We start from the raw sequence: 14,195 nt of genomic DNA on the forward strand, positions 1-14,195 counted from the left end.
CACCTTTCCCGGCTGGACGGACGTGCCGCTGGCCGGGCGGCTGAGTGGGGCGCTGGGCCTGCCGTGCGCGGCCCTGAACGACGCGCGGGCCGCCGCCTGGGGCGAGGCGCAGGCCGGGGCGGGGCGCGGCGTGAGCGAGTTCATGTTCGTGACGGTCAGTACCGGGGTGGGCGCGGGGCTGGTGCTGGGCGGGCGGCTGCATCTGGCCGGGAACGGCCTGGACGCCGAGCTGGGCTTCGTGAGCGTCCCGGCGGCGTGGGGGCCGGGCGCCCAGGTGCCGGGGCTGGGGCTGGGGCTGGGGCCGCTGGGACCGCTGGAATTCGAGTCGAGCGGCACGGCCCTGGGCGCGCAGGCGGCGGCGCTGGGCTTCGCAGACGCACGGGGACTGTGCGACGCAGCAGACGCCGGGGACGCGCGGGCGCTGCTGGTCACGGGCCGGGCGGCGGCGCTCCTGGCCTGGAAGTGCGCGGACGTGGCGGCGCTGCTGGGCGTCACGCGGGTGGCGTTCGGCGGGAGCGTGGGCCTGCGTACCGGGTTCCTGGCACAGGTGCGCGCGGCGCTGGCGGCCTTTCCCGAGCGGTACCGGCCTGAGCTGGTGCACGCGGCGCTGGGAGCGGACGCGGGCCTGATCGGCGCGGCCTTATGGGCGGGCATGTCCGGTCCTACGGTCCCGTAGCGCTGCGCTAAGCGAGTGGAGGCGAGCGCCTGGGCGTGCAATACGGATTCCGCTCCATTCCGCCACAGTCGGGAAGACACCGCCTGTGGCTCCATACCGCGAAACCCGTCTGCTGTTCCTACTCGCATCCGCTCGGATTGATTCGGAACTGCACCAAATCAATCGGAATCCGTATAATTGATCAGCCAGTGATGTGTCGGGGTATCAGCAAAACAGTCGGCCGTCTGTATGGAGACGGCCACTGCCGCTGTGAAGGTCGGGAGCTGGGTGACCGACGTGACCGTCTCGTGACGGTTGCTCAGCCCGCACTCAATCTCTTTTCAATTGCAAGGTTTCTGGTGAGCCTCCAGGCCGATGCCGAGGCGACCGACGCGGTTTTCTGCCGTCTGACAGCGGAGTTCCGCGGCGCCGTCTGGCGTGTTAGCCTCACGGCACTTCAATCCGCACGATCCAGAGGAGACCGATGACCACCACCCATCTGGAAGGCCTGCCGCCTTTCGAGCACGAGCCGTACCACACCTTTCAGGACGAGGCGGTCGCTGCCCGCCAGCGAGCCGCCTTCCGGGCCGTGCGTGAGGCGTATGTGGGCCGCACCTTCCCACTCATCATCGCCGGGCAGGAAGTCCAGGGAAGCGGCACCTTCGCCGTGCGCAACCCCGCCGACACCCGCGAGACACTGTGGCACTTTCAGAACGCCACACCCGAACAGCTCAGCGAGGCCGTGCCCGCCGCGCAGGACGCCTTCCTGGAGTGGCGGCGCACCGAGCCGCTGCAACGCGCCAGCATCTTCAAGCGGGCCGCCGAACTGCTACGCGCCCGCCGCATGGAATTCAACGCGGTCATGACCCTGGAGAACGGCAAGAACTGGGCCGAGGCCGACGGCGAGGTGGCCGAGTCCGTGGACCACTTCGAGGTCTTCGCGCGTGAAACGTTGCGCTGGGCGCAGGGCAAGGCCGTGTACCCCATGCCCGGCGAGCACGTGACGACCGAGTACGAACCGCTGGGCGTGGTGGCGTGCATCAGCCCGTGGAATTTCCCGAGCGCCATTCCGCTGGGCATGGCGCTCGGCGCGCTGGCCGCCGGGAACACCGTCCTGTGGAAACCTGCCGGGGAGACGCCGCTCTCGTCGTACCTGATGGTTCAGCTGCTGTTCGAGGCGGGCCTGCCCCGGAACGCCGTGCAGTTCCTGACCGGCACCGACGACGTGCTGGGCGACCCGCTGGTGGATCACCCGGGGGTGCGGATGATCGCCTTTACCGGCAGCAAGGAGATCGGCTGCCGCATCTACGCGCGGGCCGCGCGGGTGCAGCCGGGCCAGCGGTGGCTCAAGCGCGTGATCGCCGAAATGGGCGGCAAGGACCCCACGGTCGTGTGCGCGGATGCGGACCTCGAGGCCGCCGCGACCGGCATCGTGCAGGCGGCGTTCGGGTACAGCGGCCAGAAGTGCAGCGCCTGCTCCCGCGTGATCGCGGAAGGCAGCGTGTACGACGACCTGCTCGCCCGCGTGACCGAGAAGACCCGCGCGCTGAGGGTCGGTCTGCCCGAGGAGAACGCCGCCATCGGCCCGGTCATTCACCAGGGCAGCGCTGAGCGCATCGCCAGCTTCATCGAGGCGGGCTGCAAAACCGCGCGGCTGGTCCTGGGCGGCGACACGCCCGACACCGGGGAGCGCGTGGGCGGCTACGTCTCCCCCACCCTCTTCGCGGACGTGGACCCGGCCGATCCGCTGTTCCAGCAGGAGATCTTCGGGCCGGTCCTGACCTTCACCCGCGCCCGCGACTGGCGGCACGCCATCGAACTGGCCAACGACTCCGAGTACGGCCTGACCGCCGCATTCTACTCACGCGACCCGCACAAGATCGCCGCGGCCCGCCGGGACCTGCACGTGGGGAACCTGTACATCAACCGCAAGTGCACGGGCGCCCTGAGCGGCACGCACGCTTTCGGCGGCTACGGCATGAGCGGCACGAACGCCAAGGTCGGCGGCCCCGACTACCTGTTCTGGTTCCTTCAGACCAAGACCGTGGCCCAGCAGTACTGACATGTGGCCGCCACGGTCGGCGTATCGGGTACGCCGCGCCCAGCACCGCCGGGGTCGCCAAGGGCAGCAGACGCAGTCCCAGGTCACTGGGAGTCGGGTCCCCGCCGCGCTGCTGTTCATGATGATTCTCCGCCATTCCCGTGGTATCCGTCCCACGGATTTTTCTGAAACACTGGGCCGCATGATTGATCCCAACCGCACTGAACGAACCCAGATGGCCTTCGCGCGCCTGCTGCCCAAACTGTTCCGGGGTGGGCAGGCCTTCGTGGGCGTCGAGGCGTCCCTGAGCAGCCTGGACGCCGACACGGCCACGACCCGCCCGGCGGGCCTGCCGCACTCGGTGGCGGAACTCGTGGCACACGTCAACTGGTGGAACCGCTGGATGCTGGACATCATCGAGATGGGCGAGGCGCAGCCCTACCCCCGGCACGCCGCCGACACCTGGCCCGCCGTGAGCCGCGAGGACTGGCCCCGCGTGAAGAACGAATTCTACGAGTTGCTGGCCCGCATCGACCCGCACGCCGCCCGCCCGGACCTGGCGAACCCCGTGAACCACGAGGAAACCATCGGGGAACTGCTGGCCGACATGGCGCTGCACACCGCGCACCACTTCGGTCAGGTCGTGACGGTCCGGCAGGCGCTGGGCGCGTGGCCGCCTGCCGGTGGCGGCGACACGTGGTGATCGCGGCCCCCGGGCCTCCGGCGCACAACGGAGCGCGTCGCCCCCCTTCTTAAACCGCCCCCCACCCTCCTCCCATTCTCCCTTCGCGCTCAAGGAACCCCGCCCATGTCGAACGTGTTCTACCGCAGCCGCAAGTCGTACCCGACCGCCGTTTCCGCCCACGGGGTGTTCATTCAGAACGACCAGGGGCGCTCGTACCTGGACGGGTCGTCTGGGGCGCTCGTGGCGAACGTGGGGCACGGGCGCACCGAGGTGGCGCAGGCCATGGCGGAGCAGGCGGCGCGGCTGGCCTTCGTGCACGGCTCGCAGTTTTGCAGTGATGCGCTCGAACTGTACGCCGCGCGGCTGGCTGACTTTCTGGACCTGCCTGATTACCGCTTCTGGGCGGTGTCGGGTGGGTCCGAGGCGAACGAGAGTGCCATTAAACTGGCGCGGCAGTATCACGTGGAGCGGGGAGAACCGGGGCGCTTCCGGGTGGTCACGCGGGTGCCCAGCTACCACGGCGCGAGCCTGGGGGCGCTGGCCGCGTCGGGCATGGGCGCGCGGCGCGAGATGTACGCCCCGCTGATGCGCCCCGACGCGTGGCCGAAACTACCGAAACCCGACCCGTCCCTGAGTGGCGAGGACGACGCCGAACGCCTGCGCACGCTGCTGGAGGAGGTCGGGCCGGAATCGGTCGCGGCGTTCATGTGCGAGCCGGTGGTGGGCGCGTCGGACGCGGCGCTTGCACCGAACGCCGGGTATCACGCCCGGGTGGCCCGGATCTGCCGGGAGTACGGCGTGCTGTTCATCGCGGACGAGGTCATGAGCGGGATGGGCCGCTGCGGGGCGCCGCTGTCCGTGCGCCTGTACGAATCGCAGGTCACCCCGGACCTCGTGGTGCTCGGCAAGGGTCTGGCCGCCGGGTACGCGCCCCTGGCGGGCCTGATGGCCTCGGCGCAGGTGTACGACACGGTCATGAACGGCAGCGGCGCATTCAAGCACGGTTTCACATACGCCGGGCACCCGGTCAGCGTGGCGGCGGGCCTGAGCGTCCTGGACATCGTGCAGCGCGAGGAACTGGTGCGGGCCGCGCAGGAACGCGGCGCGCAACTGCTGCGTGGCCTGCGCGCCCTCCAGGGCCGCCACCCTGGCGTGCTGGAGGTCCGCGGGCACGGCCTGCTGCTGGGAGTGATCCTGGGCGACCCCGCCACCGGTCAGCCGCACGTCACCACCGGCGTGGCCGAGCGGGTCGCCGCTGCCGCCCGCGACGCCGGGCTGCTTACGTACCCCGGTAGTGGCGCCCTGGACGGCGTGCGCGGCGACCACCTGCTGCTGGGACCGCCACTGAGCATCACGCCCGCCGAGGTCACGCTGCTGCTGGAACGGCTGGACACGGCGCTGGAACGTGGCCTGTAGAACGGACTCCGACTGAAGGGGCTGCGAATACCCTTCAATCCGAGCAAAAGCGAGTGTGAGCAGGGCGGAATCCGCATCAGAACGGACTGCCGTCAGTCTGATAGACCCACCAATGATCTACCCGCGACTGGGTTTACCCGTCGCTGGGTGTGCGTTTCTTGGGTTTGCTGGCGGCGAACGCAGCGAGGCGGGCCGTGACCTGCGGGGGCGTGCGGGTCAGCACGTCGCGGGCGTTCGGGTGGGTCTGCACGAAGGCCTCCACGCGGCTGAACATGGTGTCGAACACGTCCTGCGGCATGTCCAGCGCGGGGGTCAGGCGCACGGTGCGCTTGCTGCTGAGGCTCAGGTTCCCCATGACGCCCGCGGCGTGCAGTTGGCGCAGCGCCAGGATGGCGGTCGCCTCGAACACCAGTTCCTTCAGGGCGCCGGGCAGGGGCACGCCGACCACCGGCTGGAATTGCAGGGCGAACAGCATGCCCTGGCCGCGCACTGCCTGAAGCAGTTTCGGGAAGCGCGCCTGGAGTGCCTGGAGGCGTGCCAGGCCCTGTTCACCGAGCGCGGCGCTGCGGGCGGGCAGGTCGTTCTCGATGAGGTACTCCAGGCTTTTCATGCCGACGGCCATGGCGAGCGCGCCGCCGCCGAAGGTGTTGCTGTGGCGTTTGCTGCTCAGGCCGCCCAGCATGTTCTTGTAGATGGACGCGCGGACGATGGTGGCGCCCACGGCGGTCATGCCGCCGCCCAGGGGTTTGGCGAGCGTGATGATGTCGGCGTCCAGGCCCTGCGCGGCCGATTCGAACCAGTGGCCGGTGCGGCCCAGGCCCGTCTGGATCTCGTCAGCGATGACCACGATACCGTGCTGGCGGCACAGTTCCCCGACGCCGCGCAGGAACCCGGCGGGCGGGATGTTCACGCCGCCCTCGCCCTGAATGGGTTCAACGACCACGCACCCGACGTTGTCCGGCCCGACCCGGCGAATCAGGGTGCGCAGGGCGTCCAGGTCGCCGTAGGGGCAGGTCAGTGCGCCGGGCACGAGCGGCCGGAAGATGTCCTGGTATTCGGGGTTGGGCGTGAGGCTCAGGCTGCCCAGCGTCTTGCCGTGATACCCGCTGGAGAAGGAGATCTGGAATTTCGCCTTGCGCCGCCACGCCCTGGCGAACTTCAGGGCGCCCTCGATGGCCTCGGTGCCGCTGGAGCAGAAGAACACCTGACTGTCCGCGTGGCTGGGCAGTTCGCGCGCCAGGAGCCGCACGAGGTTCGCTTGCAGCGCGGCCCGCCACGGAGCGCTGCTCTGCTGCGGCAGGCTCATGGCGCGGTTATGGCGCAGGAATTCCTGCATGAATTCCGTGATGACGGGCGGCATCTCACCAAACGGTGTGGCGGCGTACCCGCTGGCGTTGATGCGGCGCACACCCCGCTCGTCTTCCAGTTCCCACGGGGTGACGCGGCTGAACGGCCCGGCAAGGCCGACGGTGTCCAGGCCGTACACGAGTTCTTCGTTGCCGTGCGCGAGTTCCAGGCGGCGCACGTCAGAGCCGCTCAGGCGCTCCTGAAGCACGTCGCTGGTCGTGATGAAACCGGGGGGCAAAGCTGACATGAGAGGCAGTCTAGCGTTGCGGCGCGTAAGAGGCGCGTCCCGCGCGCAGCGGTAGGCGGGGACGGGGGTTCACGCGCCCCGCAGGGCTTCTTGCAGCGCCGGCACGCCGCCAGGGTACGCGGCCGCGTCCAGGCCGTCGGCGCGCAGGTAACGCGCGGCCAGAGTGCTGCGCACGCCCCGTTCGCACACGACCAGCAGCGGCCCTGTGTCCCGCGTCAGGCCGTGCGCGCCGGTCTCTATGTCGTCCAGGCTGACCACCCGCACGGCATGGGTGGTCAGCTCATTCAGGAGGGGGCGGCGCAGCGCTGGCGGGCGCAGGTCAATCAGGGTCACGCCGCCGGGCAGGGGCGCGGGCCGGGAGTCGGGCGCGGACATGCGGGCAGCATAGGCGGCGGGGGCCGAGCGTCGGCGGCGGGAGGCACATTCCCTGCCCGGCGCTCCGCTATGCTGACCCGCATGGAAGACATCTCTGTGCAAGAAGGGCGGCGCCGCGTGCAGGCTGGCGCGCTGCTGGTGGACGTTCGCGAGCCGAACGAATTCGAGGAAATCCACGCCGAGGGGGCCACGCTGATTCCCCTGAGCGAGTTCGAGTCACGTTTCGCGGAACTTCCCAGGGACCGTGAGCTGGTCATGATCTGCCGCAGCGGCGCCCGCAGCGCCCGCGCCGGGGAGTACCTGGAATTCCAGGGGTACGCGCAGGTCGTGAACGTTGCCGGGGGAACCCTGGCCTGGGTCAACGAGGGTCTACCCACCGAGACCGGCCCGCAGGTCCGCCAGTGACGCTCCCCACCCGGGAGCAGGTTCTGGAAGCCCTGAAGATCGTCAAGGACCCGGAAATTCCGGTGAACGTGGTGGACCTGGGCCTGATCTACGGTGTGGACATCGCCGAGAGCGGCCTGATCGACATCACCATGACCCTGACCAGCGTGGGCTGCCCCGTGCAGGATCTGATCCGCGCGGACGCCGAGATGGCCGTCAGCCGCCTGGACGGCGTGACCGAGGTGAACGTGGAGTTCGTATGGACCCCCCCATGGGGACCGGACAAGATGACTGAAGACGGCAAACGCCAGATGCGCATGTTCGGCTTCAACGTCTGACACGGACTGCGATTGATTCGGCGTACTTCCGAATCATTCCGAGCGGACGCGAGGAGGAACAGCAGACGCCCCTTCGCGGTATGAAGCCGCAGACGGCGCTTTTCCGACTGTGGCCCAATGGAGCGCAGTTCGTAGGAAGCTGACCCTCCAGGATGCCCAACAGCAGGCAGCCCCCGACACCAACGGTCGGGGGCTGCCTGCCTAGCCTGCGGGGTTGATCAGCTGCGGTTGCGGGCCAGGCCGAGCACGTTCAGGAACTGCGCGAGGGCCATGGCGAACCCGGCGACGTACGTCAGGGCGGCGGCAGTCAGGACAGCCTGCGCGCCCTTTTGGCCTTCGCGGCTGCCGGTCAGGTTACCTGCTTGCAGATACGCCAGTGCGCGGCGGCTGGCGTCGAATTCGACGGGCAGGGTGATCAGGTGGAACAGCAGGGCGGCGCCAAACAGAATCACGCCCACCCAGACCAGGCCCGTCAGTTGCAGGGCGATGCCCGCCATCAGCAGCCACGGGGCGAGGTTCATGCCGAGGTTCAGGGGCACTGCGAGGCGGCTGCGCAGCAACAGGGCGGGCATGCGCACCCGGTCCTGAATGGCGTGTCCGACTTCGTGGGCGGCGACGGCCATGGCGCTCACGCTGGGGACACCATACACGCCCTGGCTGAGGTTCACGGTCTTTCGGATGGGGTCGTAATGGTCGCTGAGGGTGCCGGGGACGGCGTTCACGGACACATGGCTCAGGCCATTGGCGTCCAGCATCAGGCGCGCCACGTCGGCGCCGGTCAGCTCGCGGGGGTTACGAACCTGACTCCAGCGGGCGTACGTGCGGGTCAGGTAGCCCTGAATCAGCATGGACGCGACAAACACGATCAGGATCAGGGGGGTGTAGGGGCCTAAGAATTCCATGGGTCACTTCCTCCTGCCTACAATCTAAGTGCCATGCACTCAAGTTTTATGAGACAGTGTTGGGCGTCTCCCTATTCGCCGGGGTGTCCCGGCAGGCAGGCACCGCCGGCACTTCACGCCGGGCGTACCTAGAACACCGGCCCGCGAAATCCACGCCCGGAACCCGCGCCGCCCCCACCTGCATTCGCTCGGATTGATTCAGAACTACACCGAATCAAACGGAATCCGTATCAGACTGGAACGGCGGGGATGGCTCGGACCGAGAATTTCAGGGCGGTCCGTTCTTCCTGCGGGGTTTCGAGTTTCACGAATTCCGGCTGCGCAACCAGATCAAGCTGATCGCCGCTCAGGTAACCACGGGCGATGGCCAGCGCCTTGACGGCCTGGTTCACGGCGGCCGGACCGATGGCCTGCATTTCCAGCTGTCCCTGCGAGCGCAGCAGCGCAGCAATGGCACCAGCGATGGCGTTGGGGCGTGAGGTGCCGGATACACGCAGGGTTTCCAAAATGGGGCTCTCCTCTCTGATGCTCAAAGCCTTTTCATTCTATGCTCATCAAACATTCCAATTCAATTCCCTGGCCCTCTCCATCTCACTGCACCCACCGGGGGGGGTTGCACCTGATATGGACTGCGGCTCCATGCCGCGAAACTCGTCTGCTGTTCCTACTCGCTTCCGCTCGGATTGACTCGGGACTGCACCGAACCAATCGGAATCCGTATCAGCCACGCATCGAAAGCAGTTCTTCCAGGCGGGCCACGTAGCCTTCAAGGGTGCGGAAGGTGGCCTGCACAGGCGCGGGGCTGAGCATGTCCACGCCCGCCTCACGCAGCGCGTCGATGGGGTCGAGGCGGCCACCGGAGCGCAGGAAGCGCAGGTAGTTCTCGCGGGCCGTGTCCGGGTTGTCCGCGAAGGTTTCCAGTAGCTGGTGCGCGGCACTGATGCCGGTCGCGTACTGGTACGCGTAGAAGTTGGCGTACAGGTGGGTGCTGAACTGCGCCCACAGGATGCCGCTGCGTTCGCGGTCCATGGTGACGCCGTCGCCGTAGCCCTGGGCGAGCAGGTCGGCGGTCAGTTCGATCAGGTCCGGGGCGCTCAGGGTGCCGCCCGCCTCGATGCGGCGGTACGCTTCGAGTTCAAACGCCGCCAGGGTCGGCATGATGAAGAAGTACCGGTGGAAGTTCGAGAGGGCTTCCTCGATGATCTGTACCTCGAACCCGGTGTCGCCGCGTTCCCGGGCCTGCTGAAGCAGGTGGGCGCGCACCATCGCCTGATTGAAGTTGCTGGCGACTTCCGCGTGGAACAGCGTGTAACGCGGCACCGAGTACGGGTGCTCACGCATGGACAGCAGCGAGTGCATGGAGTGCCCGATCTCGTGCGCCAGCGTGCTGTAACTGTTCATGGTGTCGTTCCAGGTCATGAAGATGAACGGCTTGACGCGCCCACCGCCGTTGCTGTATGCGCCCTGACGTTTGCCGTCGTTCTCGGCGTAGTCCACCCAGCGTTCGGTGGTCAGTCCGGCCAGCATGTCCTGCACGTACGCCTCGCCCAGGGGGGCCATGCCCTCGCCGATCCAGGCGACGGCCTGCGCGTAGGGCACCTGGCGGGGCGGAACCAGCGCCGCTTTCACGTCGTACTCACGCAGTTCGTTCAGGCCCAGCCACTCGCGGCGCACCCGCCAGTAGCGGTGCCAGATGGGGGTACTGGCGCGGTAGGTGTCGAGCAGTGTGGTCACGACCTCCGTGGGAATGCGGTCCGGGGCCAGGGACGCCGTGATCGCGTCCGGGTAGCGGCGGGCGCGGGCCAGGAACACGCTCTGGCGGATGTTCGTGGCGTACATGGCAGCCTGCGAGTGCCGCGCGGCGAGATGCGCGTCGGCGTACCCTTCCCAGGCTTCGCGGCGCACCTCGCGGTCCGGGTGGGAGGTCAGGCGGTCCACGTTCCCCTGGGTGACCGCCTCGCCGCCCGCCGTGCCGAAGCGCAGGTCCATGTTCGCCAGCGCCGGGTGAATGCCCCGCTCGGAGGCGAAGGGGGCCTGCACCGCGCCCAGCAGTTCCTCGACCTCGGCGCTCCGCACATGCGGTTTGCCGCGCAGGACGCGTTCCAGGCGAACACGCTGGTCCGCGAAGTCCGGGCGTTCCAGCCAGCTACGCACCGTCCCCTCATCCAGTGCCAGCAGTTCCGGGCGGTAGAAGGCGGCGGCGCTGCCGTACTGCGCCCCCAGGTTTCCGGCGCGGTCACGGCGGGCGGCGGCCACAGCGTCCCGGCCGTCCACGCTGGCGGTCATGCCCGCGTAGGACATGAAGCGGGTCAGGCGCAGTTCCAGCGCGTCGGCCGCCGCCAGGAAGGCCAACAGACCATCCGGGGTGCCCAGCGTTCCGGCGTGGGCGGGCAGCGTGCCGATATCGCGGCTCAGGGCGTCGCCCTCGGCGGCCCAGGCGTCGGGCGTGGCGTACAGCGCCTCGATGTCCCAGGTCTGTTCGCGGGGAACGTCCTGCCGGCGCGGCAGCTCCTTGATCGGTTCAGGGGTCATGCCGGAGGCTAGCACCTCGTCCCGGTACATCCCGCCGCACTCTGCTCACGGCAGCCCGGCGGTCCTGACCCTGTTCAGTCCTTACGGCACCCCTCGGCGATGCTGGCGGCCAGCGCGGCCACGTCCTGTCCGTGCTGCACGGCGTTGATGAAGGCGCTGCCCACGACCACGCCGTCCGCGACCTGCGCCACCTGATGGGCGGTTTCGGCGTCTTTCACGCCAAAGCCCACCGCGACGGGCACGCGGGCGTACTGGCGGGCCAGGGCCAGCATGGCGGGTACCTCGGCCAGTGCCGCGCCCTCACGCGTGCCGGTCACGCCGGTCACGCTGACGGCGTACAGGAAGCCCGTGCAGGCGCCCGCGACCAGTTTCACGCGTTCCGGGGTGCTGGTGGGGGCGATCAGGAACGTCACGGCCATGCCGTGCTCGGCGGCAAGGTCCGCGATCTCCAGGTCCTGATCCGGCGGCAGGTCCGGGAGGATCAGGCCGTCCACCCCGGCGTCCTGCGCCAGTCGCATGAATTCGCGCGGCCCGACGGCGTAGATGGGATTCACGTAGGTCATGATCACGACCGGCGTGTCATGCCGGGCGCGCAGGTCCTTGACGAGTTGCAGGGTGTGGCGGGTGCTGGTGCCGCCGCCCAGGGCCTGCTCGCTGGCCCGCTGGATGGTGGGGCCGTCGCCCAGGGGGTCGCTGTACGGAATGCCGACCTCCAGCAGGTCCGCGCGGGTCAGCAGGGCGTCCGCCACAGCCGGGAAGGAGGACGCGGTGGGGTACCCGGCCGTCATGAAGGGAATGAACGCGGCGCGGCCTTCCTGCGCGGCGCGGGCAAACGCCGCGTGAATGCGGGCCGCGCCGGGCACGGTGGCCTGCGGCTGGCTGCCGGTCTGGGCGGGCACGGTCACGCCTGCACCTCCTGCTGGGCCGTGATGGACAGGGCGTGACTGGGCTGGGCCGGAATGGGCTGGACCTGACCGGGCTGGGCGGGTATGGGCTGCGTGTGGCCGGGCGTGCTGCTCTGCCCTTCCGGCAGGTCCAGCAGCCGCATCACCTCGGCCACGTCCTTGTCGCCGCGTCCGGACAGGTTCACCACGATCGTCTGCTCGGGGCGCATGGAGCGGGCCAGTTCGACGGCGTAGTAGATGGCGTGCGCGCTTTCCAGCGCGGGAATGATGCCTTCTAGGCGGGTGCATAGTTGCAGGCCCTCGAGCGCCTGGGCGTCCGTGACGGGCACGTACTCGGCCAGTCCCGTGTCGCTGTACAGGCAGTGTTCCGGGCCGATGCCAGGGTAATCCAGTCCCGCGCTAATCGAGTGCGGCGGCACGATCTGTCCCTCAGAGTCGTTCAGCAGGTACATCATGCTGCCGTGCAGCACGCCCACGCGCCCGCCCGCCACGCTGGCGGCGTGGCGTCCGGTATCCACGCCTTCCCCGGCGGCCTCGGTGCCGATCAGTCGGGGGCGCTGACTGTCAGGCAGGTACGCGTAGGGCGCGAAGATGCCGATGGCGTTGCTGCCGCCGCCCACGCAGGCGACGATGGCGTCCGGGGTGGGCGTGCCCTCCAGCGCCTGCAGCTGCACCTTGACTTCCTCACCGATCACGCTCTGGAAATCACGGACCATGGCGGGGTACGGGTGCGGCCCGACGACGCTGCCGAGGATGTAGAAGGTGTCGCGGACGTTGGTCACCCAGTCGCGGATGGCCTCGTTGGTGGCGTCCTTGAGGGTGCTCGTGCCACTGGTGACGGCCCGGACCTCGGCGCCCAGCAGTTTCATGCGGAACACGTTCAGCTCCTGGCGGCGGATGTCCTCGGCGCCCATGTACACCACGCAGTCCAGGCCCAGCAGTGCGGCGGCGGTGGCGCTGGCCACCCCGTGCTGCCCGGCCCCGGTTTCCGCCACGACCCGCTGTTTCCCCATGCGCCTGGCGAGCAGCGCCTGCGCGAGGCAGTTGTTGATCTTGTGCGCGCCCGTGTAGTTCTGATCCTCGCGCTTGAGGTAGATTTTCGCGCCGCCAGCGTGCGCGGTCAGGCGCTCAGCGAGGTACAGCCCGCTGGGTCGGCCCACGAACTCGCGGTACAGCCGGTCCAGTTCGTTCAGGTAGGTGGGGTCGGTCTTGGCAGTCAGGTAGGCCCGTTCGAGTTCGTCGAGGGCGGGAATCAGCGTTTCGGGCACGTACCGGCCGCCGAACCGGCCAAAGCGGCCGCGTTCGTCGGGTTGCGGGTAGGTGGGGAGGGTCAGGGGCATGGGTTCAGCGTAGGACTGCCGCCCCGAAGGTCCGTTTGGCAGACTTAGACAAGTTGTCTAAGTCTGGGCGATTTGCCTTCTGTTTGTCCGGCAGCTCCGGCCAGGGGGCGTCCGCTCCATTTACCGGCAGGGACGCACACCTTCAACCCGCGCCCATTCGGCCACCCACAGCGGCAGCAGCTCAGATACGCTCACCTCATCCGGCACGGGCCAGCCCAGACTGCGGGCCAGTTCCGCGCGGATCCGGGCCGCACTCTCCCCTGCCTCACGCAGCGCCGAGAGCGGCGGCGCGCCCCCCCGCTTGGCCAGGCGCTCACCCCGGTACCCCGTCATGAGCGGCACGTGCAGGTAGCGGGGCGTGGGCAGACCCAACGCCCCCTGGAGGGCCACCTGCCGGGGCGTGGCGGTCCAGAGGTCCTCTCCGCGCAGCACATCGGTCACGCCAGACGCCGCGTCATCCACAACGACCGCTAGGTGATAGGCGTACACACCGTCGTTGCGGCGCAGCACCAGATCACCGACCTCGGCGCACAGGTCCTGGCACAGTGTCCGGCCGCTCAGGGCGTCGTGCGCGCAGACCTGAGCAGCAGGTATACGCCAGCGCAGCGCTGCCGGTCGGTCCGGGTTCCGGGGCGCCTCACGGCAGGTGCCGGGATAGACGGGTTCCTCGCCGTGCGGCGCCCCGGCGCTGGCGTGAATGGCGTCGCGGATCTCGCGGCGCGTGCAGGTGCAGGGGTAGGTCTCCAGACGCGCGGCAGCGTCCCGGTACAACTCCAGCCGCCGCGACTGCGTGATCTCCTCATCCCAGTCCAGGCCCAGCCACTCCAGGTCCCGGCGGGTCAGGTCGTAAGCCCAGGGCCGGACCCGGCCGGTATCCAGATCCTCGAAGCGCAGCAGGTGCCGCCCCCCACGCGCGCGGGAATGCAACCACGCCAGCAGCGCCGTGCGGGCGTTGCCCAGGTGCATGGCCCCGGTCGGACTGGGCGCGAACCGGCCGACCACGCCAGTTTCCCCTGATCCCGTCATGC

Annotated in this window: 14 protein-coding genes; 6 read left to right on the plus strand and 8 right to left on the minus strand. The window is 69.1% G+C overall.

What is annotated here, in order from left to right:
• The 4 genes from QZ271_RS09480 to QZ271_RS09495 form a co-directional block, all read left to right on the plus strand.
• On the plus strand, window positions 1-676 hold a 676-nt coding region (locus QZ271_RS09480), incomplete at its 5' end, for an ROK family protein (RefSeq protein WP_291430848.1).
• 463 nt (window positions 677-1,139) lie between these two features.
• Window positions 1,140-2,717, plus strand: coding sequence for an L-glutamate gamma-semialdehyde dehydrogenase (locus tag QZ271_RS09485; protein WP_291430850.1), 1,578 nt, complete (start codon window positions 1,140-1,142; stop codon window positions 2,715-2,717).
• 181 nt (window positions 2,718-2,898) lie between these two features.
• Window positions 2,899-3,399 (plus strand): DinB family protein, encoded by a 501-nt coding sequence (locus QZ271_RS09490; RefSeq protein WP_291430852.1) that lies wholly within the window; start codon window positions 2,899-2,901, stop codon window positions 3,397-3,399.
• Between the two features lie 105 nt (window positions 3,400-3,504).
• The gene (locus QZ271_RS09495; protein ID WP_291430855.1) at window positions 3,505-4,797 is read left to right on the plus strand and encodes an aminotransferase class III-fold pyridoxal phosphate-dependent enzyme; all 1,293 of its coding nucleotides are present in this window, start codon (window positions 3,505-3,507) and stop codon (window positions 4,795-4,797) included.
• A 133-nt stretch (window positions 4,798-4,930) separates the two neighbouring features.
• Here the strand turns inward: QZ271_RS09495 and QZ271_RS09500 are convergent, their stop codons facing one another.
• Together QZ271_RS09500 and QZ271_RS09505 are read right to left on the minus strand one after the other, a co-directional pair.
• The gene (locus tag QZ271_RS09500; RefSeq protein ID WP_291430857.1) at window positions 4,931-6,391 is read right to left on the minus strand and encodes an aminotransferase class III-fold pyridoxal phosphate-dependent enzyme; all 1,461 of its coding nucleotides are present in this window, start codon (window positions 6,389-6,391) and stop codon (window positions 4,931-4,933) included.
• Between the two features lie 69 nt (window positions 6,392-6,460).
• The gene (locus QZ271_RS09505) at window positions 6,461-6,766 is read right to left on the minus strand and encodes a rhodanese-like domain-containing protein (protein ID WP_291430859.1); all 306 of its coding nucleotides are present in this window, start codon (window positions 6,764-6,766) and stop codon (window positions 6,461-6,463) included.
• An 81-nt stretch (window positions 6,767-6,847) separates the two neighbouring features.
• Here QZ271_RS09505 and QZ271_RS09510 point away from each other — a divergent pair, with 81 nt between their 5' ends.
• On the plus strand, window positions 6,848-7,171 hold the full coding sequence (locus QZ271_RS09510) for a rhodanese-like domain-containing protein (RefSeq protein WP_291430860.1): 324 nt from the start codon (window positions 6,848-6,850) through the stop codon (window positions 7,169-7,171).
• On the plus strand, window positions 7,168-7,488 hold the full coding sequence (locus QZ271_RS09515; RefSeq protein WP_291430861.1) for a metal-sulfur cluster assembly factor: 321 nt from the start codon (window positions 7,168-7,170) through the stop codon (window positions 7,486-7,488). The genes QZ271_RS09510 and QZ271_RS09515 overlap by 4 nt, the downstream gene beginning before the upstream one ends.
• Before the next feature lie 218 nt (window positions 7,489-7,706).
• Here QZ271_RS09515 and QZ271_RS09520 read toward each other — a convergent pair whose 3' ends face one another.
• The 6 genes from QZ271_RS09520 to gluQRS form a co-directional block, all read right to left on the minus strand.
• Entirely contained in the window at window positions 7,707-8,390 is a 684-nt protein-coding gene (locus QZ271_RS09520) for a zinc metallopeptidase (protein ID WP_291430863.1), read from the minus strand.
• Between the two features lie 230 nt (window positions 8,391-8,620).
• Window positions 8,621-8,896 carry a stage V sporulation protein S gene (locus QZ271_RS09525; RefSeq protein ID WP_291430865.1) on the minus strand — a complete coding sequence of 92 codons (276 nt, stop codon included), beginning with the start codon at window positions 8,894-8,896 and terminating at the stop codon, window positions 8,621-8,623.
• A gap of 214 nt (window positions 8,897-9,110) precedes the next feature.
• Window positions 9,111-10,922, minus strand: a complete 1,812-nt coding sequence (pepF, locus tag QZ271_RS09530) for an oligoendopeptidase F (protein WP_291430867.1) — start codon at window positions 10,920-10,922, stop codon at window positions 9,111-9,113.
• A gap of 74 nt (window positions 10,923-10,996) precedes the next feature.
• A complete protein-coding gene (gene trpA, locus QZ271_RS09535; RefSeq protein WP_291430868.1) occupies window positions 10,997-11,827 on the minus strand; it encodes a tryptophan synthase subunit alpha in 831 nt (276 codons plus the stop codon).
• Window positions 11,824-13,167, minus strand: a complete 1,344-nt coding sequence (gene trpB, locus QZ271_RS09540) for a tryptophan synthase subunit beta (RefSeq protein ID WP_291430870.1) — start codon at window positions 13,165-13,167, stop codon at window positions 11,824-11,826. The genes trpA and trpB overlap by 4 nt, the downstream gene beginning before the upstream one ends.
• A 120-nt stretch (window positions 13,168-13,287) precedes the next feature.
• Window positions 13,288-14,193: a tRNA glutamyl-Q(34) synthetase GluQRS gene (gene gluQRS / locus QZ271_RS09545; RefSeq protein WP_291430872.1), complete on the minus strand. Its 906-nt coding sequence runs from the start codon at window positions 14,191-14,193 to the stop codon at window positions 13,288-13,290.
• Window positions 14,194-14,195 lie beyond the last annotated feature (2 nt).

Source organism: Deinococcus sp. (assembly GCF_018260555.1).
GTDB lineage: Bacteria > Deinococcota > Deinococci > Deinococcales > Deinococcaceae > Deinococcus.